Raw genomic sequence first — 16,247 nt, 5'->3', positions numbered from 1 at the left:
CGCAGGATCATCGAGGCTCGAAGAAAGGTGCACGCCGGACGAGGTGATCACCCGAGTGTGCTATCCCGTCTGTCGCAGCGACACGTCGACCCGCGAGGGCTGCATCAGCGTGATCTCCTGCGCCGCCGAGGCGATGCCCACGCGCCCCTCGCTTCGCTCGATGCGGACCGCGATCGCCTCGAACATCGCGTCCTTGGTGGTGCGCCGCCGGTCGTAGGCCACCACGTAGCGCAGCCGAAACGTCATCCAGTTCTCGTCGAACTTCATCGAGACCATCGGCGTGAGCTGGGCGTGCTCGATCACGTAGTCCTTGGTCATCTGCTTCCACTGCGCCTCGATCTCCTGCACGTACTCGCCGACCTGCTCATGCGCGACCTCCAGCAGGATCGCGCGGGCCAGCGCGCGGTCGCTGCCGTGGCGCACGGGCACGGTCAGCTCGTCCCACAGGAACGGGAAGTCACCCGAGTAGTTGTAGACCGGCTCCTTGAACACGAACGAGTTGGCGATCCGCACCACGCGGCCGTTGTAGAGGTCGCCGTCGACCCACTCGCCGAGCTCGAACACGGTGGTGCGCAGCACGCCGATGTCGATCACGTCGCCCTTGATCCCGCCGAGCAGCACGCGGTCGCCCACCTTGTAGAAGCCGGCGAAGGTGATGGCGATCCAGCCGGCGGCCGAGGCGATGACCTCCTGCAGGGCAAAGGCGATCCCGGCCCCGGCCACCCCGAAGGCGACGGTGAAGCCGCCGAGCTCCTCGTTGAACACGGTGGTCAGCACCACCAGCGCCGCGAGGTAGCTGGCGAACGCGACCACCTTGCGGGTGCGGTAGCGCGTGGTCTTGTCCTGCAGGCCGCGGATGAGCGCGCTGCGGATCAGCCGGCGCAGCACGAACACGAGCACCAGGCCCACGGTCGCGAGCAGCAGCTTGCGGGCCAGGGGGCTCTCGAGCATGGCGATCGGGTCCATGAGCGGTGATCCTCCGTCGATCCGGCTGGGCCGGGCTCAGTCGCTCCCCGTCGCCTGCATCGCCGACACCGGCCGCAGCTTCTCCCACGTGCGGTGCAGCACCGCGGGCGGGGCGATGTGCTCGGTGGCGAACGCCTCGAGCACGCGCATGTTCACGTCGGTCTCGAACGCCTTCTCGTAGCGCGTGTCGAGCACGTAGGCCTTGAGCCGCAGGCGGATCGCCACGTGGCTCTCGAGGATCACCTGGTTGGTCAGCACGACCACGGGCTTCTCGAGGAACACGAAGCGGCTGGAGACGGCGGCCTCGGTGACGAGCTCGCGCGCGAGCTGGACGTCCTGGTCGGGGCCGATGTGGAAGTCCATCACCACCATCATGTCGAGCGCGCCGTAGTTGCCGTTGGAGGTGATCTCGTTGAGGAACTTGTTGTTGGGGATCGTCACCGTGTTGTCGTCGAGGGTCTGCAGTCGCACCGAGCGCAGGCCGATGGCGGTGATGTCGCCGTACTGACCCCCGAAGGTCACGCGATCGCCCACCTGGAACGGACGATCCACCATGATCATGATCCCGGCGATGAACGAGGCCACCACGTCCTTGATGGCAAATCCCACCGAGACCGCAACCGTGCCGCCGATGAGCGCAATCGCGGCGTCGGTGAGGCGAAAGCTGAGGGCCACCACCGCCAGGCCGGAGATGATGTAGACGAGGAACTGCAGGATGGTGGCGATCTTCTGCAGCAGCAGGCGGCGGCTGGTGAACCGCCGGCTGAGGCCCGCCACGGTGTCGTGCAGGAAGCGCATGGCGATCGTGACCGCCGCGATCAGCACCAGCGACGAGAGCACCCCGCTCCAGCGCACGAGGCCGGCGATCTGGCTGAGGCTGTCGAGATCGGTGTCTTCGGCGAGGGCGGCGCTCGGGACAGCCAGGACGACCAGGCCCGCGAGCACGGGAACCAGTCCGGCCAGCCCCAGTCCGGCCAGCCCGATGGAAGACGACGGGATGAGTGAGCAGGAGCGCTTCATGTCGACAACAGGTGCTGCCGCTGCAGCACGGTGGTGATGGTTCGGTACCAGGGCCAGGTGACGCGAAAGCCCTCGTCGTAGGGCTCGAGATAGCCGCGGGTCACGCAAAAGCGCAGCGCGTCGCTCACGTCGGTGCGGGGCAGCAGGGTGGCATTGGCCAGCTCGCTCTCGCGGGCCAGATCGAGCTGGATCACCGCACGCAGCACGAACAACAGCGGCAGCGACAGCGCCTCGATCTCCTTGGCGGGCGGCTCGCGGAACAGGCGAACGATCACATCGCCGCTCGGCCCCACCAGCAACGACTCGCGGAACGCATGCAAGACCACCGCCGGGTTGCCGCGCGCGAAGTCCCACAGCAGGCGGTAGTAGCTGCTCTCGGTGCGCTGGCCCTCGGCCGGCCCGCCGATGTGCTCGGTCTGCCGTGGCACCACCAGGCCGTCGAAGCTGGGGGTGATGCCCGCGATCGCCATGCGGGCGCGCAGCATCTGACCCAGCTGCTCCTCGGTCCAGCGCGGCAGCTCCACCACCTGCTCGAAGAACACCCGATCTCCACGAGCTCGCTGGAGGTAGTGCCAGGCCGCCGAGCCCATGGTGATGACCCAGGAGACCTCACCGCCCACCTCGCGGGCGAACGCGGTGAGGCGATCGAGCTCGCGCAGGCCGCGAATGGCCGGCTGGATCAGCCGCTGGGCGTCGTCGATGGCGATCACCAGCGGCCCCTGCTCGCGCAGCGCACGGACCAGCGCCTGGCCCTCGAGGGCCTCTCCGTCGGCCGCGCCGTCGGATCGCCCTTGGCCGGCGATCGCGGCGATGCGCTCCATCAGGCCGGCCAGGCCGACCTCGGGGCAGGAGATCACCTTGATGCGATCCTCGCCCACGCGTTGCTGCAGCCTGCGCAAGAACGTGGTCTTGCCCATGCCGCGCTCGCCCACCACGGCCGAGAGGGTGGAGCGTGGCGTCGCCACCTGCCCCACCACGCGCTCGAGGTCGTCGTGCGCCACATCGGCCAACGGCTCGGGGTCGGGGCGCTCCGGATCGAAGGCCGCGTAGCAGGTCGGGTCCACCTGCTCGTAGGTGGCCTCGACCGCGGCCGAGGCCGCCGCCAGCTTGGCCACCTCGCGGCGGAACAAATAGGCGAGCACCCGACGCGTGGTCTCCAGCCCGCCCAGGTGACGCATGAACCAGCGACTGATGCCATCGATGAGCAGGAAGCCTGCCGCCGCCATCGCCGCCACGAACTGGACCAGGCCCGTTTGCTGCGAGCGAGCCCACTTGACGAACGATCCCTGCGTGGGTCGCTGGGCCAGCCGCTCGGCGATGGTGGGGCGCCAGCGGTACACGAGATAGAGCACCACCGGTACGCTCAGCAGCCAGCAGGTGGACCAGACCCAGTCGTAGATCGCTCCGCGGCCCACCATCGCCGAGGTCAACGAGAGCAGCAGTCCCACCGCGATCACGTTGATCCCCACCACGCGCAGCGAGTGGATCCGCAGGGCCGAGGAGTCGGAGGAGTCGTCCTGGCGAGCCAGGGTGTCGCGGGCGGCCACCGCGTCGAGCAGCAGGATCACGGCCAGGCCGATGAGGATCCAGCGCACGATGATCCACAGCAGCATCAGCTCGGGCACGTCCTCCACCCCGCCCGCGAGCTCGATGAGCAGCCACAGCACCAGCAGCATCTCCAGCGGTCGCCGGATCCGCTCCGCGTACCACAGCGTCGAGAGCGCCAGCACCGACGAGCGGGGCAAGGGGCGGCGGCGGAGCAGGTGCTGGCGAATGCGTCGCTCGAGTCCGGGGGCGTGGCGGCGCCACCACGAGAGGCCCAAGAGCACCACCAGCAATTCGAGCACGCCCACGGCCACGCGGAACGGGGAGGCGCGCAGGCTCTCGACCAGGAGGTCGCCGTAGCGCGGGATCTTGAGCACGTGGAAGCCCAGCTCCACCGAGATCTGGTCGAGCTCGCGGCGCACCTGGTCCAGGCCGCGCTCGCCAAAGCCGGTCACCTCGTCGTGCAGCTCCGGGCTGGCCAGCTCGAGCAGCTGCAGGCGGGTACGGTTGAGCAGCACCACGTCGTCGCGCAGACCCTGGGCCAGCTCCCACTCCACCGCCTGCTCGAGGCGGGTCAGCTCGTCCTCCTTGGCCCGCAGCTGCTCGCGCAGCTCGGTGATCTCGCCGCGGTCGATGTCGGGTGCGAGATCGCGGTCGAGGCCCTCGCCGACGGTCGGGATGTCCGAGCCCACCTGGCGAATGCGGCGCAGCTCCTCGCGCAGGCGCTCGCGGGTCTTGGCCAGCTCGGTGCGGATGCCCTCGTACATCCCGTCGGCCTCGGCCTCGCGCTCGGCCCCGAACAGCGGGCCCTGGGCCAGGTCGGTCACGCGGCTGCGCCACTCGAGGGCCCGCTCGTGATTGTCGATGCGCTCGGTCTTGCGACGGTTGAGGTCGGCCTCGGTGCGGGCCTGGGCTTCCTTGATGCCCAGAAGGCGCGCGCGCTCCTCGGCCAGGATCCGCTTGGCCTTGGTGCTCGCCTGCTTGGCCGCCTGCAGCGCGCGCTCGCGCTCGACCGCGGCGGCATCGGCCTCGGCCTCGGCCGTGTGGATCTGGGCGGCCGCCTCCTCGTCGAGCTTGGTTCGTTCGGCCTCGGCTTCCGCCGCAGCCGCCGCCTCGGCCTGAGCGACCGTCGCCGCCTTGGCCTGGGCCTGCTCGGCCTCGCGACGGCGGCGATCATGGGTCTCGAACAGGGCGGCCCGATCGGCCTCCGGCAGGGCGAGGAAGCGGCGGCGCAGGGCATCGAGTCGCGCTTCGGCCTGGGCCAGCGCCTCGGACGGCGGGAGCTCCGGCCCGGGGTCGGCGGACTCGGTTGGGGTGGGCCCGGTGGGCGTGATCTTGGTTGGGGCGGGCCCGACGGGCGTGGGCTTGGTCGAGTCGGGCTCGGTGCGCTCCACGGGCGTGGGCACCCCGGCCTCGGACCACGCATGGCGCCGCGCGCTCGACAGCGCGGCCTCGTCGGGATCGGCCAGGTCGACCGTGAGGAGATCGTGGGGGCTCAGGTTCAGGTCGAGGGTGCCGGAGAGGAAGGCTTCGAGCCGATCGGCGCGGCGAGTCACCGCGGCCAGGCGAGCTTCGCGGCGCGACGCGGCCTCACGGTCGGCGACGATGTCTTGCTGCCGCCGCCGATGGGTGGCGAGCACGGCCGCCCGCTCCTCGACGTTCAGCGAGAGGAAGGCCTCGAGGGCCTCGGCGAGCTCGGTGGCAGGGTCGGGCGGAGAGGTCGGCTCCGTCTTCGTCCTGGACCTGGTCGGGCGTCGTCGCTTGGGCTCGGGCGGGGCATCGAGCTGCGCCAGCAGGTTTCGTAGGCGCTCGCCGCTCGGCCCCACGAAGGCCGGATTGGCGAGGTCCACCACGAACAACGATGCGGGGTCGACCTCGACGTCGAGGGTGCCTTCGATCAGCGCGCGGATCTTGGCGGCGCGCGCTCGCAGCGGGGCACCAGGCTCGGGCGGAGGCTCCACGACGGGGGTGGGCTCGGTGGCCGGCTTGGTGATCGAATCGATGGCCGGCTTGGTGCCTGGCTCGGTGGGGCCAGGCCCCGGCCGCGTATCATGCGCAGGCCCGTCGTGGACCTTCGGCTTGGGTTCGCCCTTGCCCTCGCCCGTAGGGGTGTCCGGAGGAGCCGCCACGGCCCGGGCCGACAGGCCCATCAGCATCCCGAGGAACGCGAGCAGAACCAGGAGGGACGAGGGGAGACGTGTCACGGTCGGAGGATCTAAGGTGCGAGCTTATCCCACACGAGAGCGCGCTCGAAGAAACCAGCGCGCTGGCGAAGCCGACCCCATGGTCTCGACGAACACCGCGCCGACACCCCGATGTGCGGCCCGAGTGAGAGTCGTGAGCATGACCGAGGACGGCGGTGATGCACCCCATTGCCCCGACAACGGCGGCCAACGTCACGTCAGGAGCTTCGGCGGCCCGTGCAACCGCGGCGAGCGGTGTAACATCTTCTGCGTGGGGTACTTCTGTGTTTGAGCCCGCGACTCGCCGCGCCCGCTCCACCGCCGCGTGGTTGCTGGGCCTCTCGATCGTCACCATGACCGGCATGACCGGCTGCAAGTTCGAGCCCAAGGGCGTGGAGCTCGAGCCCTCCAACGGCGTGTTCCTCGATGCGCCGGTCGATCTGGTCGAATTCGACAACGATCGCGGCGAGTCGCTGCTCGGCGTGCTCGTCGGTCCCGAGTCGTTGCCCCCGCCCGAGCCGATGCCCGCGGTGGTCATCCTGCACGGCTCCGGCGGGCTGTTCTCCACCCCCGATCGCGACGACGAGCTGCTCGAGGTCTCGCCGCAGTATGCCGACTGGGCGGCCATGCTCAGCCCGCGCGGCCACGTGGTGATGCTGCCCAGCAGCTTCTACTCGCGCGGCTACTTCGAGTGGGACGACCACCCGCGCGACGTCGACGAGCTCGAGCGGATGATCATGCGCACCTACGACGCCTACGGCGCGCTGCGCTTCCTGTGCGAGCAGCCGTTCGTCGATTGCGAGCGCGTGGCCTTGCTCGGCTTCTCCAACGGCGGCTCGGTGACCCTGATGACCATGCACGAGGGGCTCGACGGGGTCTCCGGCATGTCGCAGCTCACCCCGGCCGAGCAGCGGGAGCGCTTCGTCCGGGCCGTGTCCTACTACCCCGGCTGCGAGCTGCAGGGGCTCGCGGACGACTATTTCCCCGCCGTGCTCACCACCATCGAGCATGCCAGCAAGGACTCGCTGGTCGAGGACTGCCCCGGGCTCTTCCACCAGGTGGACTCCACTGCGCAGGCCCGTGCGGTCGACAACCCGCTGACCCTCACCATCCACGAGGGCGCCGACCACGGCTTCGACGGCGATCCCGACAACGACGCCGAGGTCCGCGCGCGCGACGAGGCACGCGCGAGCACCCTCGATGCCTTCGAGCAAGCGCTCATGCGCTGACCTCGGGGATCGACGTGGCCGATCACCGGTAGGATCTAGTCCGTCTTGGTCGCATGCATGCCCGCCACCCCGGTGCGCCAGTCGGCACCGTCGGCGCGGGCGGCTTCGAAGGTGCGGCGGATGAGCGGCGCGTAGCGAACCACGTCCGAGCCCACCCGGCGCACGCGCTCGATCACCTTTTCGTTGACCAGCACGGTGCCGTCGAAGTCCTCGGGGCGCGCGGCGGCGTGGAACGGCAGCGTGAACCCGTGGCACCAGTTGAAGCTGTTCTTGACGGCGGTGATCGACATGTCGCCCCCGCCTCCGCCCGTGACCGCGAGCACCCCGGCGAACTTGCCGGCGAGCTCGAGGTAGAGGAAGTCGAACCAGTTCTTGAGCGCCCCGCTCATGTTGCCGTGGTACTCGGGCGTGAGGATGATGAAGCCGTCGGCCTCGGCGGCAGCCTCGCGCACCTGCATCACCTCGGGCAGCCGGCGCTGGCGCGGGTCGGTCAGCGACATCACCGGCAGCGGCGAGTCCTGAAGATCCCACATGCGGATGTCTCCCCCGGTCTGCTCCGCCGCCTCGCGGGCAATGTCGGCAAGCGAGTCGAGCCTGCTCTTGTGCGCGGTCGATCCCTTGACGATGAGGACCTTGGTGGACATCCGGCTCGCATCATAGCGCAGGCACGTGTGGCCTCCGGCGTGGCTGGGAGTCGCTCGCGTGCAGGCCGGGCTCAGCTCGGGCCTTGCTCGTGCGAGCGCACGCTCAGCCCGGGCAGCGGCGAGTCCTCGTCGAGCAGCAGCCCGGCCACGTGAAGGCCAATGGCGGGCGCGAACTTGAAGCCATGGCCCGAGAATGCGCCCGCCACGATCACCCGCGGATCGCCGGGCAGTCGGTCGATCACGAAGCTCATGCTCGGCGAATTGGTGTAGAGGCACGCGTGGGTGGTGGTGAACGGCCCCACGCCGATCGGCAGATGCTCGGCCAGCACCCGGGCGAGCGGGTCGAGATCGGCGGGGTGCGCCTCGCGGTCGACCGCGTCCGGATCCACCGGCGTCTGCAGCCAGGGCTGCTGCTTCGAGGTGTGCACGGCGAGCTTGAGCCCCGTGACGCCCTCGCTTCCGTGGGGGAAGCCGTAGAAGAATCCGTCGGGCAGGAACGCGCCCCACACCGGGATGGTCGACAGCGCCGCCACGTGCTCGGGTGCCGGGGTGGTCCAGGCCAGGATCCGGCGCTGCCGCACCAGACGACCGGGCAGGAGGGCGGGGCAGAGCGAGGGCAGCCACGCCCCCGCGGCCACCACCAACCGATCGGCGGTGAGGCGCGAGCCGTCGGCCAGGCGCACCGCCAGCGTCGGCCCGTGCTCGAGGCCCGCCACTGCGACCCCATGGTGGATCCGCGCCCCCGCGTCGCGAGCCTCGCGGGCCAAAGCGTCGAGGCAGGGGCCCACCCGCAGGTAGCCGCCCGAGGGGTCGAAGCAGGCGAGCCAGTCGTCGGGCATGGTGAACGGCCAGCGAGCGCGAGCCTGTGCGCCAACGAGCCGCTCGTACGGAAGCTCGCACGCGCGGCAGGTCTCGAGCGCGGCGAGCAGCTCGTGGTCATCGGGGGGACCGAACAGCAAGAGCCCCACACGAGCCAGCAGCTCCCGACCCGCGCGCTGCCCCAGCGCCAGCCACTCGCGGTCGGCCTGCTGGATCAGAGGCACGTACGACGAGCCCTCGTGGTAGGCCTGCCGGGTCACGCGGGTGTGGCCGCTGTGGCTGCCGCGATCGTGCACGTGGCCGAAGCGCTCGAGCACCGTCACCGCCGCGCCGCGCCGCGCCAGCGCCCAGGCGCTGGCCAGGCCCATCGTGCCACCGCCCACGACGATGATGCTCGGGGCCCTGCCCACGACCGATGGTCTCTCACGTTCGGCCGGACCCGGCCAACCCTCGGCTCCGCGGCCCTGCTTGGCCCCGCGCGGCGCTCGGCCGCTCCGTCCCTCGTTCCCCGACGGCGTCGCGCCCATGCCGCAGGCCGATTCTTGGGACGCTGCTCGGTGGCTGCGGCCTACGGGCTTGCTAGGCCGTCCCCATGCACGGCACCACCCGTCCTGCCCCCACCCTGGCCAACGCGTTTCGGTTCACCTACCGCGACCAGGAGCTGTCGTTCAGCGAGACGAGCTTTGGCGGGCAGCCGCTGCTGAGCCTAGGGCAGCGGCAGTTCATCGGGGACGAGATCACCATCGAGACCACTCGCCTCGGCACCATCGTCACCGTGGCGCTCGAGGTGGTGGCCGACGGCGACTCCACCATCCTGTCGCTGGTGCTGCCGCCCATCCGCCTGCTGGGCTGGGCCCAGGCTCACGTCAAGGCGCTGGCGATCCGGTCGGTCGTGCGCGGGACCATCGCGGGCCCACCCCTGGGCCCGGGCCTGCGGTACGACGCCCAGGAGATCGAGGGCACCGCCGCGTTCATCGTCACGTGACCACATTGCGTGGAGCGCAGGCGCGGGTCCATGCTCGGCCGGTCCCGCGATGCTCCAGATCACCTTCCTTGGGCACCAGGGCTTCATGGTCGAGACCGACTCGACCCGGGTGCTGATCGATCCGCTGCTCGGCGACGGCTTTGGCCACAGGGGCCTTTGCGGGGTGCTCCATCCTCCGCGCCGCATCGACATCGAGGCGTTCCCGCCGGTCGATGCGGTGGTGATCACCCATGAGCACGATGATCACTTCGACGTGCCCAGCCTCGCGTGCCTGGACCGGGCGATCCCCATTCACCTGAGCGCGCGCTCGTCCGACGCCGCGCATGCGCTGCTGCGCGAGCTGGGCTCTGGCGGAGAGCCGCTGCAGCCCGAGGCCGAGCTGGCGATCGGCGACCTTCACTTCCACACGTTCGTCGCCGATCACAGAGACGGGCGCAACGGCGACGAGTGGGACGTGGTTCCGTTCCTGGTTCGCGACGCGGCGGGCCACGGGAGCCTGCTGTCCTCGGTCGACGTGCGGCCCAGCCCCGCCATGCTGGCCCGGCTGCCCCGGCTGGCGGCACGCGCGGGGATCTGGGCCCACGCCAACAACGTCACCAGCGACGCCTTCCAGCGCGCGACCCCGCTGCTGCCCGCGGACCCCGACGCGGATGACGCGAGCGTGCAGACCGAGCAGGACGCGATGCTCGGCGTGGTGGCACGACGCCATGACGCGCTGGAGCGTGCCTGGGGCACACCCGTGGCCGGGCTGGTGGTCGGGGGCGGCTGGAGCTTCGGGGGCGAGCGGGCGTGGCTCGATCACCACGCGTTTCCCCTGTCGTGCGAGCGGATCGCCGCCGACCTCGCGGACCGATGCCCCCGCGGGCGCTTCTTCGCCCCCGCGCCCGGTCAGGCGTTCGTGATGCGCGAGGGCCGGCTCGTGGCCGAGCGACCGCGCGGCGACTTCATCGCGGCGCTGCCCCGCGCGCAGTGGCCCGCCCGCGAGTTTCGTGGCGACCATGCCCGGCTGTCCGACTACGCGCCCGCCTGTGGACGCCGCACGCTCTGCGCGACCGCGCTCGAGCGCCTGCAGCACGAGCTGCGCGACCTCGCTCGCCACCTCCACGGCTCGGCCGTGTTCCGCAGCCTGTGCTCGCTGCCGACCGGTCCCGTGGAGGGGCGACTGCCCGCGCTGGCCCTGTCGCTGCGCAACGGGAGCGAGCCCGTGGTCCTGCGCTACCACCCCGGCGGCTGTGGCTTCGTCGTGCACCACGCCGCCGATCCCATCGAGGCCTTCATGTCGGGGCTGGAGCTCTGGGCCAGCGATCTGCTCGCGCTGATCGATGGGGAGCTGAGCCCCTCGGCGCTGTGCTACGTGGGACGCATGCGGACGTGGAACCACGATCCGCAGCGGCTGTGGGTCTCGCCGAATCTGCTGTGGACCCTTGCCCATCCGCTGCGCCGACCCGAGGCCGCCGCGGTGCTCTACCGCCGGCTGCTCGCCGACGTACCGCCCGGGGCTCCGCGGATCCGGGCGCGATCGCCCCGCGAAGGTCTTGGTTCGTCCGAGCAATCGTGACCAAGCCCTGGACCGGCGCGCGCAGGTGACCGATGCTGGTCCGCCGAACCGCCGCCGCTCGATCACTCCGGCAGCTCGAGCACCGGCGGTTCCGCGGCCATGGCCCCGGCCAGCTTCGAGCGATCGCGGTACTTCACCACGGCCGGGACCGCCACCGCGGCCAGCACGCCCAGCGTGGCCACCGACATCAACACGCCGGCGTTGTTCTTGCCCGCGCGGGCCTCGTAGGCAAAGGCGTGATCGGAGCCCTTGAAGCGCTCGGCCAGCGCCCCGTAGGTGGCCGCGGGATCGGCCCCGCCCTGCACCGCCGCCACCGCCTCCAGGGCGGCCTTGCCCTCCTCGGTCCGGGGATCGCCGAACGTCGAGACCGCCAGGTGGAACACCAGGCCGTCCTTGGGCGGCCCCATCCACATCGACAGCCCGCTCATCGAGGAGATCATGCCGAAGGCCGAGCGCATCATCTGATGGGCGTCGATCCCCGCAGGCAAGTCGCCGGCGGGAATCTGCTCGGCGATCTGGTCGATCGACGAGGCCACCACCGGACTCTGCAGGCCATCGAGCGGCACGTGCATGGCCATCGACACCTGGCCGTCCACCAGGCCCTGGGCCAGCGGCTTGGGCAGCGCTCGCACCCCGTCGGGCATCATGCCGCTGCCCGTGTAATTGGCCACCGTCTTGGCGACCTCCTCGCCGCCGCCGAACACCACCGCCACGTAGCCGCCCGCCGCCACCAGCCAGGCCTCGGGCGTCAGCCCCAGCGTGCTGAATTCCTTGGCGCGCTCCGCCGTCGGCGTGACCGTGGCGTGCAGCACCTGCGTGGTCTTGCCGCCGAGGTCCAGGCTCTGCGTCTGGATGTCGAGCTTGGTGCCGTCGGGCAGCTCCTTGGGCAGCGCAGCGGCCTGCATCCCGGCCAGCGCCACCAGCCCGCCGGCGGGCGCCGGGTCGGTCACCCCCACCAGCACCACCAGCGCCCCCGACTCGGGCAGCGTACCCATCATCACCTCGCCGGTGAGCGTGCCCAGAACGTTGCGCACGGGGAACGGCGCGCTCTTGGCCTGCTCGGCGATCATCGAGGGGTCGAGCTTGAGCCACCAAAAGCCGCTGCCGGGCGCGGCCAGGCCCAGCGCCGGGCTCGAGCCCTTGCCCAGCGCGCGCGCCAGCTCCTCGGGCGCACTGGCCACCCCCACCGTGAAGTGCAAGAGCCCCGGCGTGGTGGCCACCGCAAAGGTCACCTGCTCCTTGGGGTCGTCGTCCTTGGCCACGTGGGCGAGCACGTTGGCGTGGTCGATGTCCTCCACGCCCAGCCGCGTCGCCAGCGAGCCCCGCAGCCCGGACGCTCCCTTGCCGGGCGCGTACTTGCCCAGCACCACCGCATCCTTGGCGCACACCGCATAGCCCGCGACACCGTCGACCGCCTTGCACTCGTCGGGCATGTCGTCGCCCGAGGCACCGAGGGCTCGCAGCAAGGTGGGCAGCGCGTCGGGGGTGCTGGTGCCGTAGATCACCACGCCCTCGCCCTCGAGGTCGGCCACCACCACGCCCTTGCTCGCATCGAAGCTCGGGCCGCGCAGGCTCGTCGTCAGCGAGCGGTAGCCCTCGAGCGCCAGGGCCACGTCCTTGCTCGCATCCCCGCCGATCCCGCTGGCAAACGTCCGCAGGGTGGTGTCGAGCGGGTTCATCGCCGCGTCGGCCATGGCCAGCAGCCCTCCCATGTCCCGCACCACCATGAACGCACGCGATCCCGCCGGCACCAGATCGAGCAGCGGGTCGAGCTCCGCTGCATACTCGACCTCGACCTCCGCCATCTCGGCGACCGCAGCCGCCAGCGAACCCTTGTCGGCCGGAGCGGTGGTCGTCGTGACTCCGGTCGGCGTCGGGGTGGTCTCGGCCGTCTTGGTCTCACCCCCGGGCGTGGCCTCGGCCGAGCCGTCGGCCTTGGCCTCGCCAGCCGCAGGCGCCTTGCCCTCCGACGGCTCGTTGCAGCCCGCGGCGAGCAGGGCAGTGGACAGCGAAAGGATCAGCAGGGGGCGCAGCGATCGGGCGAGCATGTCGAGCGAACCCTACGCGGGTCGTGCCGGGTCGAGCAACCGCCAAGAGCTGCGGCTAGCGGAACATGTTGCGGATCCACCGTCCCGCCCAGCGCACGAAGGCCACCCCGAGGTCGACCTCGGCCAACAGCACCTGGTTCGTCATGCCCGACATCGGGTCGACCGGCGTGCTGAGCAGCGAGCCGGTGGTGGTGGGCTGGGGGGTGGTCGCGCGCTGGCGCTCGCGCTCGAGCGCCTCCGTCTCGCGCCTTCGCGCCAACAGCAGCCCCCCGCTGCGCACGAACCCGAGCACGTCCTCGAGCTCCCCTGCATCGAAGAACGTGCCGTGGTTGCGACACTCGTCGACGATCACCCCCGAGATCCGCGCGAAGTTGCGGCGGTTCATCGTGTGACCGCACCCCGGGCACGCGCGATAGGTCACCTTGCCCTGCATCGTCAGCTCGCGGCGATGCACCCCCACCGAGCGCCCATCGCCCACGCCCTGATCGACCGCCGACTGCACCATCACGTCGAAGGTCTCGCGATCCACCCACACTCCGCCGCAGCGCCGACACCCGTGCACCGCATGCCCCTCGAGCCGCTGCGGCGTGGGCATCAGCCTCCAGGTGACCATCATCGAGCGGTTGCCCTCGGCCTGGCACCCCGGGCACTCGTGCTCGGCCGTCGCCGCCTGCTGCTGCGCCAGCGGATCACCGCACTGCGGACAGAACGACGCCCCCGCGCTCACCAGCGCCGAGCAGGCCGAGCACCGCACCGAGTGCCGCGGATCCGGCGTGCCCATGGGTAGCAGCGGTCCCTCGCAGAACTCGCACACGCGGGATCGAGCGTTCCCGCAGGGCCCGCCGCACGACGGGCAGTGGAAGATACGTGGTGCGGCCCCAGCCATCCCTGCTCAGAGTAGCAGCCCCGCGCGCGCCGGGTGCAGTCCACGCACCACGGTTTCCGACGAGGGCCCGCAGGGCGTGCGGACCCGTCCCAGACCGTCCTCGAGTCGCTTGGTTGACCCCGCCGCGTCGTTCTGAAAGTCTGGACCCATGCTTGGCTCGAGGTTCAGTCGGCTCGTGCACGCAGCGCTGGCCGGTGGCACGTTGGCGCTGTCGGGCTGCGTCGACCGGGCCTACGACTTTGGAGACGGGGGCGCGGACGACTCGGATCCGACCGAGGGCGAGACCGACACCGACACCGGACCCGACACCACCAACGGGACCGTCGATCCCACCACCACGCCCACCACCGAGCCACCGCCGCCGCCCGACGTGCCCGGGCCACCGCAGCTCATCGCGGTCGGCTTCGCCGACAACCTCACGCTCGCGCTCACCTTCTCCGAGGCGCTCGCGCCTCCCACCGCGGTCGACCCCCGGCAGTTCCGCCTCAGCGCCGCGATCGCGCCCCAGGGGGAGCAGTACTACTACACCTACGGGACCTACTACTCCGAGGTGGGCCGCTGGAACGGAGCCGACTATCACTGTGACGAGTACTGCTACGAGTATTGCTACGAGGACTATTGCAACGAGCGCTGCTGGGAGTACTGCTACACCCCGCCCGGTCCGCCCGTGCACGTCGCGGCCATCACCCAGCTCCCCGATCGTCCCGACATCTTGCTGCTGACCCTCGACAACGGGGTCGGTCCCGGCGTGTGTGCTCACTTGAAGCAGTACCCCGAGCAGTGGGTCCACGACCTGTTCGTGCACTACACGACGCAGGGCGCCGCTCCGGTCACCGACATCGTGGGCGAGCCCCTGGCCCAGATCGCCGAGCACTGGGTGCTGCAGCCCGAGCAGGAGTACTCCTACCTCGAGGGTACGCTGCCGTTCATGCAGCCGGTGCTGCCGATCCCGTGCGTCTTCTAGCGCTAGCGGTGTAGTGGCGCGATGATCATCGTCACCGGGACCAAGCGCTCGGGCACGTCGATGTGGATGCAGATCCTCGCGGCGGCCGGGCTGCCCGTGTTCGGCGAGGCGTTTCCTCGCAACTGGGGGCAGACGCTGCGCCAGGCCAACCTCGAGGGCTTCTACGAGTCGATCCTTCGCAGCGGGATCTACTGGCGCACCAACCCGCACCCCCAAAGCGGCGCCTACTTCTTTCCCGAGCAGGTCGCCACCCATGCGGTCAAGGTGTTCATCCCCGGGCTCGTGCGCACCGATCGAGCCTACATCGGTCGCGTGATCGCCAGCCTTCGCCCCTGGCGCGAGTACGTTCGCTCGCTGCGGCGGCTTTGGGCCATGGAGGACGAGGCCCTCGCCGCCACGCACCCCGATCGCAAGCCGCCGCCGCGGCTGTCGCCTGCGCTCGAGTGGTGGAACGAGAACTACATGCTGCTGCGCGACGTGGCGATCCGTCGCTACCCCGTGCACCTGCAGACCTACGACGGCCTGCTCGAGGATCCCCAGGGCGTGCTGCGGCGGACCTTCGAGTGGCTCGGCCTGCCCGAGCCTGCCACGGCCCTCGCTGCGGCCCTCGATGCCGTCAAGCCCGAGCACCGCACCCAGCGGGTCGATCCTTCCATGGCGAGGGCGAGCGAGCCCACGCACGAGCCCGGCCACGATCGCGAGGAGGCCGAGCTCGATCCCGAGGTGGTCGCGGTGTTCGATCGCCTCTACCACACCATCCACGCGAGCGAGCCCGTGGGGGCCGAGCTGCTCACCGCCCTCAATGCCGCCCACACCGTGCTCGCCCCCCGCATCGCCGAGCAGCAGCGTGCGATCTCGAGGGCGCGGCAGCGCCAGCGGGCGCGGCGGCGCGAGGACGAGCACGACGCCGAGGCCGCCGCGCTCGACCCACTCGACCCACTCGACCCACTCGACCCACTCGACCCACAAGAGGAGCTGCCGTCGTGGTAGCCCGGCTCGGCCCCGGCTCGCCGGCTCCGCGCAACCCCGACGAGGTCGAGCTGCTGCTGCGCATGGTGCCGAAGCTGGCCTACTTTCCCGAGCTGCACGCGCTGCTGCCCGCGCCCCTGCCTCCTGGCCCCCTGAGCCCTCGGGCGGTGGCCGAGGGCGCCGAGCCGCAGTGGCTCTTGCGTGTCGTGGACGCGCTTTGGGCCCTCGAGCAACGCGCCAGCGACCACGACGACGGCGGCCTGCGATTCCTGGCCGTCACCCTACGCCACTTCCTGCAGGAGCAGCGCATCGATCCCGCCGAGCATCCGCTGGTCGTCGCGCTGTTCGTGCGCACCGCGGCGCGGCGCGGCGAGCTACCCGACCATCCGGCCCACGTCGCGCGCGTGCTCGACGGCTGGTAGGGCGCGCAT

Annotated in this window: 14 protein-coding genes; 7 read left to right on the top strand and 7 right to left on the bottom strand. The window is 70.9% G+C overall.

What is annotated here, in order from left to right; genetic code table 11:
* Positions 1-60 precede the first annotated feature (60 nt).
* Genes OEB96_RS26745 through OEB96_RS26735 form a run of 3 tightly spaced genes read right to left on the bottom strand, consistent with a single transcriptional unit; the run spans position 61 to position 5,735 of the window.
* Positions 61-966, bottom strand: a complete 906-nt coding sequence (locus tag OEB96_RS26745) for a mechanosensitive ion channel family protein (RefSeq protein ID WP_266219580.1) — start codon at positions 964-966, stop codon at positions 61-63.
* Between the two features lie 36 nt (positions 967-1,002).
* A complete protein-coding gene (locus tag OEB96_RS26740; RefSeq protein WP_266219579.1) occupies positions 1,003-1,986 on the bottom strand; it encodes a mechanosensitive ion channel family protein in 984 nt (327 codons plus the stop codon).
* On the bottom strand, positions 1,983-5,735 hold the full coding sequence (locus OEB96_RS26735) for an AAA family ATPase (protein ID WP_266219578.1): 3,753 nt from the start codon (positions 5,733-5,735) through the stop codon (positions 1,983-1,985). The genes OEB96_RS26740 and OEB96_RS26735 overlap by 4 nt, the downstream gene beginning before the upstream one ends.
* Before the next feature lie 133 nt (positions 5,736-5,868).
* Between OEB96_RS26735 and OEB96_RS26730 the strand changes: the two genes are divergently transcribed.
* Positions 5,869-6,006, top strand: coding sequence for a hypothetical protein (locus OEB96_RS26730; RefSeq protein ID WP_266219577.1), 138 nt, complete (start codon positions 5,869-5,871; stop codon positions 6,004-6,006).
* Between the two features lie 70 nt (positions 6,007-6,076).
* Positions 6,077-6,943 (top strand): dienelactone hydrolase family protein, encoded by an 867-nt coding sequence (locus OEB96_RS26725; protein WP_266219576.1) that lies wholly within the window; start codon positions 6,077-6,079, stop codon positions 6,941-6,943.
* Positions 6,944-6,978: 35 nt separating this feature from the next.
* On the opposite strand, the gene OEB96_RS26720 is transcribed toward OEB96_RS26725, so the two are convergent.
* Together OEB96_RS26720 and solA are read right to left on the bottom strand one after the other, a co-directional pair.
* Complete coding sequence (locus tag OEB96_RS26720) at positions 6,979-7,587, bottom strand: NADPH-dependent FMN reductase (RefSeq protein ID WP_266219575.1); 609 nt, start codon at positions 7,585-7,587, stop codon at positions 6,979-6,981.
* A gap of 71 nt (positions 7,588-7,658) precedes the next feature.
* Positions 7,659-8,816 carry an N-methyl-L-tryptophan oxidase gene (gene solA / locus OEB96_RS26715; RefSeq protein WP_266219574.1) on the bottom strand — a complete coding sequence of 386 codons (1,158 nt, stop codon included), beginning with the start codon at positions 8,814-8,816 and terminating at the stop codon, positions 7,659-7,661.
* Between the two features lie 182 nt (positions 8,817-8,998).
* Between solA and OEB96_RS26710 the strand changes: the two genes are divergently transcribed.
* Together OEB96_RS26710 and OEB96_RS26705 are read left to right on the top strand one after the other, a co-directional pair.
* Positions 8,999-9,391, top strand: coding sequence for a hypothetical protein (locus OEB96_RS26710; RefSeq protein WP_266219573.1), 393 nt, complete (start codon positions 8,999-9,001; stop codon positions 9,389-9,391).
* 49 nt (positions 9,392-9,440) lie between these two features.
* Entirely contained in the window at positions 9,441-10,949 is a 1,509-nt protein-coding gene (locus OEB96_RS26705; RefSeq protein WP_266219572.1) for an MBL fold metallo-hydrolase, read from the top strand.
* Between the two features lie 62 nt (positions 10,950-11,011).
* Here OEB96_RS26705 and OEB96_RS26700 read toward each other — a convergent pair whose 3' ends face one another.
* On the bottom strand, positions 11,012-12,997 hold the full coding sequence (locus tag OEB96_RS26700) for a hypothetical protein (RefSeq protein ID WP_266219571.1): 1,986 nt from the start codon (positions 12,995-12,997) through the stop codon (positions 11,012-11,014).
* Between the two features lie 55 nt (positions 12,998-13,052).
* Positions 13,053-13,811 (bottom strand): zf-TFIIB domain-containing protein, encoded by a 759-nt coding sequence (locus tag OEB96_RS26695; protein WP_266219570.1) that lies wholly within the window; start codon positions 13,809-13,811, stop codon positions 13,053-13,055.
* A 220-nt stretch (positions 13,812-14,031) separates the two neighbouring features.
* Here OEB96_RS26695 and OEB96_RS26690 point away from each other — a divergent pair, with 220 nt between their 5' ends.
* The 3 genes from OEB96_RS26690 to OEB96_RS26680 are packed head-to-tail and all read left to right on the top strand — an operon-like array spanning position 14,032 to position 16,238.
* On the top strand, positions 14,032-14,847 hold the full coding sequence (locus OEB96_RS26690; protein WP_266219569.1) for a hypothetical protein: 816 nt from the start codon (positions 14,032-14,034) through the stop codon (positions 14,845-14,847).
* 21 nt (positions 14,848-14,868) lie between these two features.
* Positions 14,869-15,837 (top strand): sulfotransferase family protein, encoded by a 969-nt coding sequence (locus OEB96_RS26685; RefSeq protein WP_266219568.1) that lies wholly within the window; start codon positions 14,869-14,871, stop codon positions 15,835-15,837.
* On the top strand, positions 15,831-16,238 hold the full coding sequence (locus tag OEB96_RS26680) for a hypothetical protein (protein WP_266219567.1): 408 nt from the start codon (positions 15,831-15,833) through the stop codon (positions 16,236-16,238). The genes OEB96_RS26685 and OEB96_RS26680 overlap by 7 nt, the downstream gene beginning before the upstream one ends.
* Positions 16,239-16,247: the final 9 nt, after the last annotated feature.

Source organism: Paraliomyxa miuraensis (assembly GCF_026337845.1).
Classification (GTDB): Bacteria; Myxococcota_A; Polyangia; order Nannocystales; family Nannocystaceae; genus Paraliomyxa; species Paraliomyxa miuraensis.
This window is presented reverse-complemented; position numbering and strand designations above follow the sequence as displayed.

Excerpts from the sequence above, each read along its gene's own strand:
- OEB96_RS26700 (WP_266219571.1), bottom strand. The coding sequence starts at position 12,997 with ATGCTCGCCCGATCGCTGCGCCCCCTGCTGATCCTTTCGCTGTCCACT.
- OEB96_RS26720 (WP_266219575.1), bottom strand. The coding sequence starts at position 7,587 with ATGTCCACCAAGGTCCTCATCGTCAAGGGATCGACCGCGCACAAGAGC.
- OEB96_RS26705 (WP_266219572.1), top strand. The coding sequence starts at position 9,441 with ATGCTCCAGATCACCTTCCTTGGGCACCAGGGCTTCATGGTCGAGACC.
- OEB96_RS26710 (WP_266219573.1), top strand. The coding sequence starts at position 8,999 with ATGCACGGCACCACCCGTCCTGCCCCCACCCTGGCCAACGCGTTTCGG.
- OEB96_RS26685 (WP_266219568.1), top strand. The coding sequence starts at position 14,869 with ATGATCATCGTCACCGGGACCAAGCGCTCGGGCACGTCGATGTGGATG.
- OEB96_RS26690 (WP_266219569.1), top strand. The coding sequence starts at position 14,032 with ATGCTTGGCTCGAGGTTCAGTCGGCTCGTGCACGCAGCGCTGGCCGGT.
- OEB96_RS26745 (WP_266219580.1), bottom strand. The coding sequence starts at position 966 with ATGGACCCGATCGCCATGCTCGAGAGCCCCCTGGCCCGCAAGCTGCTG.
- OEB96_RS26725 (WP_266219576.1), top strand. The coding sequence starts at position 6,077 with ATGACCGGCTGCAAGTTCGAGCCCAAGGGCGTGGAGCTCGAGCCCTCC.
- OEB96_RS26740 (WP_266219579.1), bottom strand. The coding sequence starts at position 1,986 with ATGAAGCGCTCCTGCTCACTCATCCCGTCGTCTTCCATCGGGCTGGCC.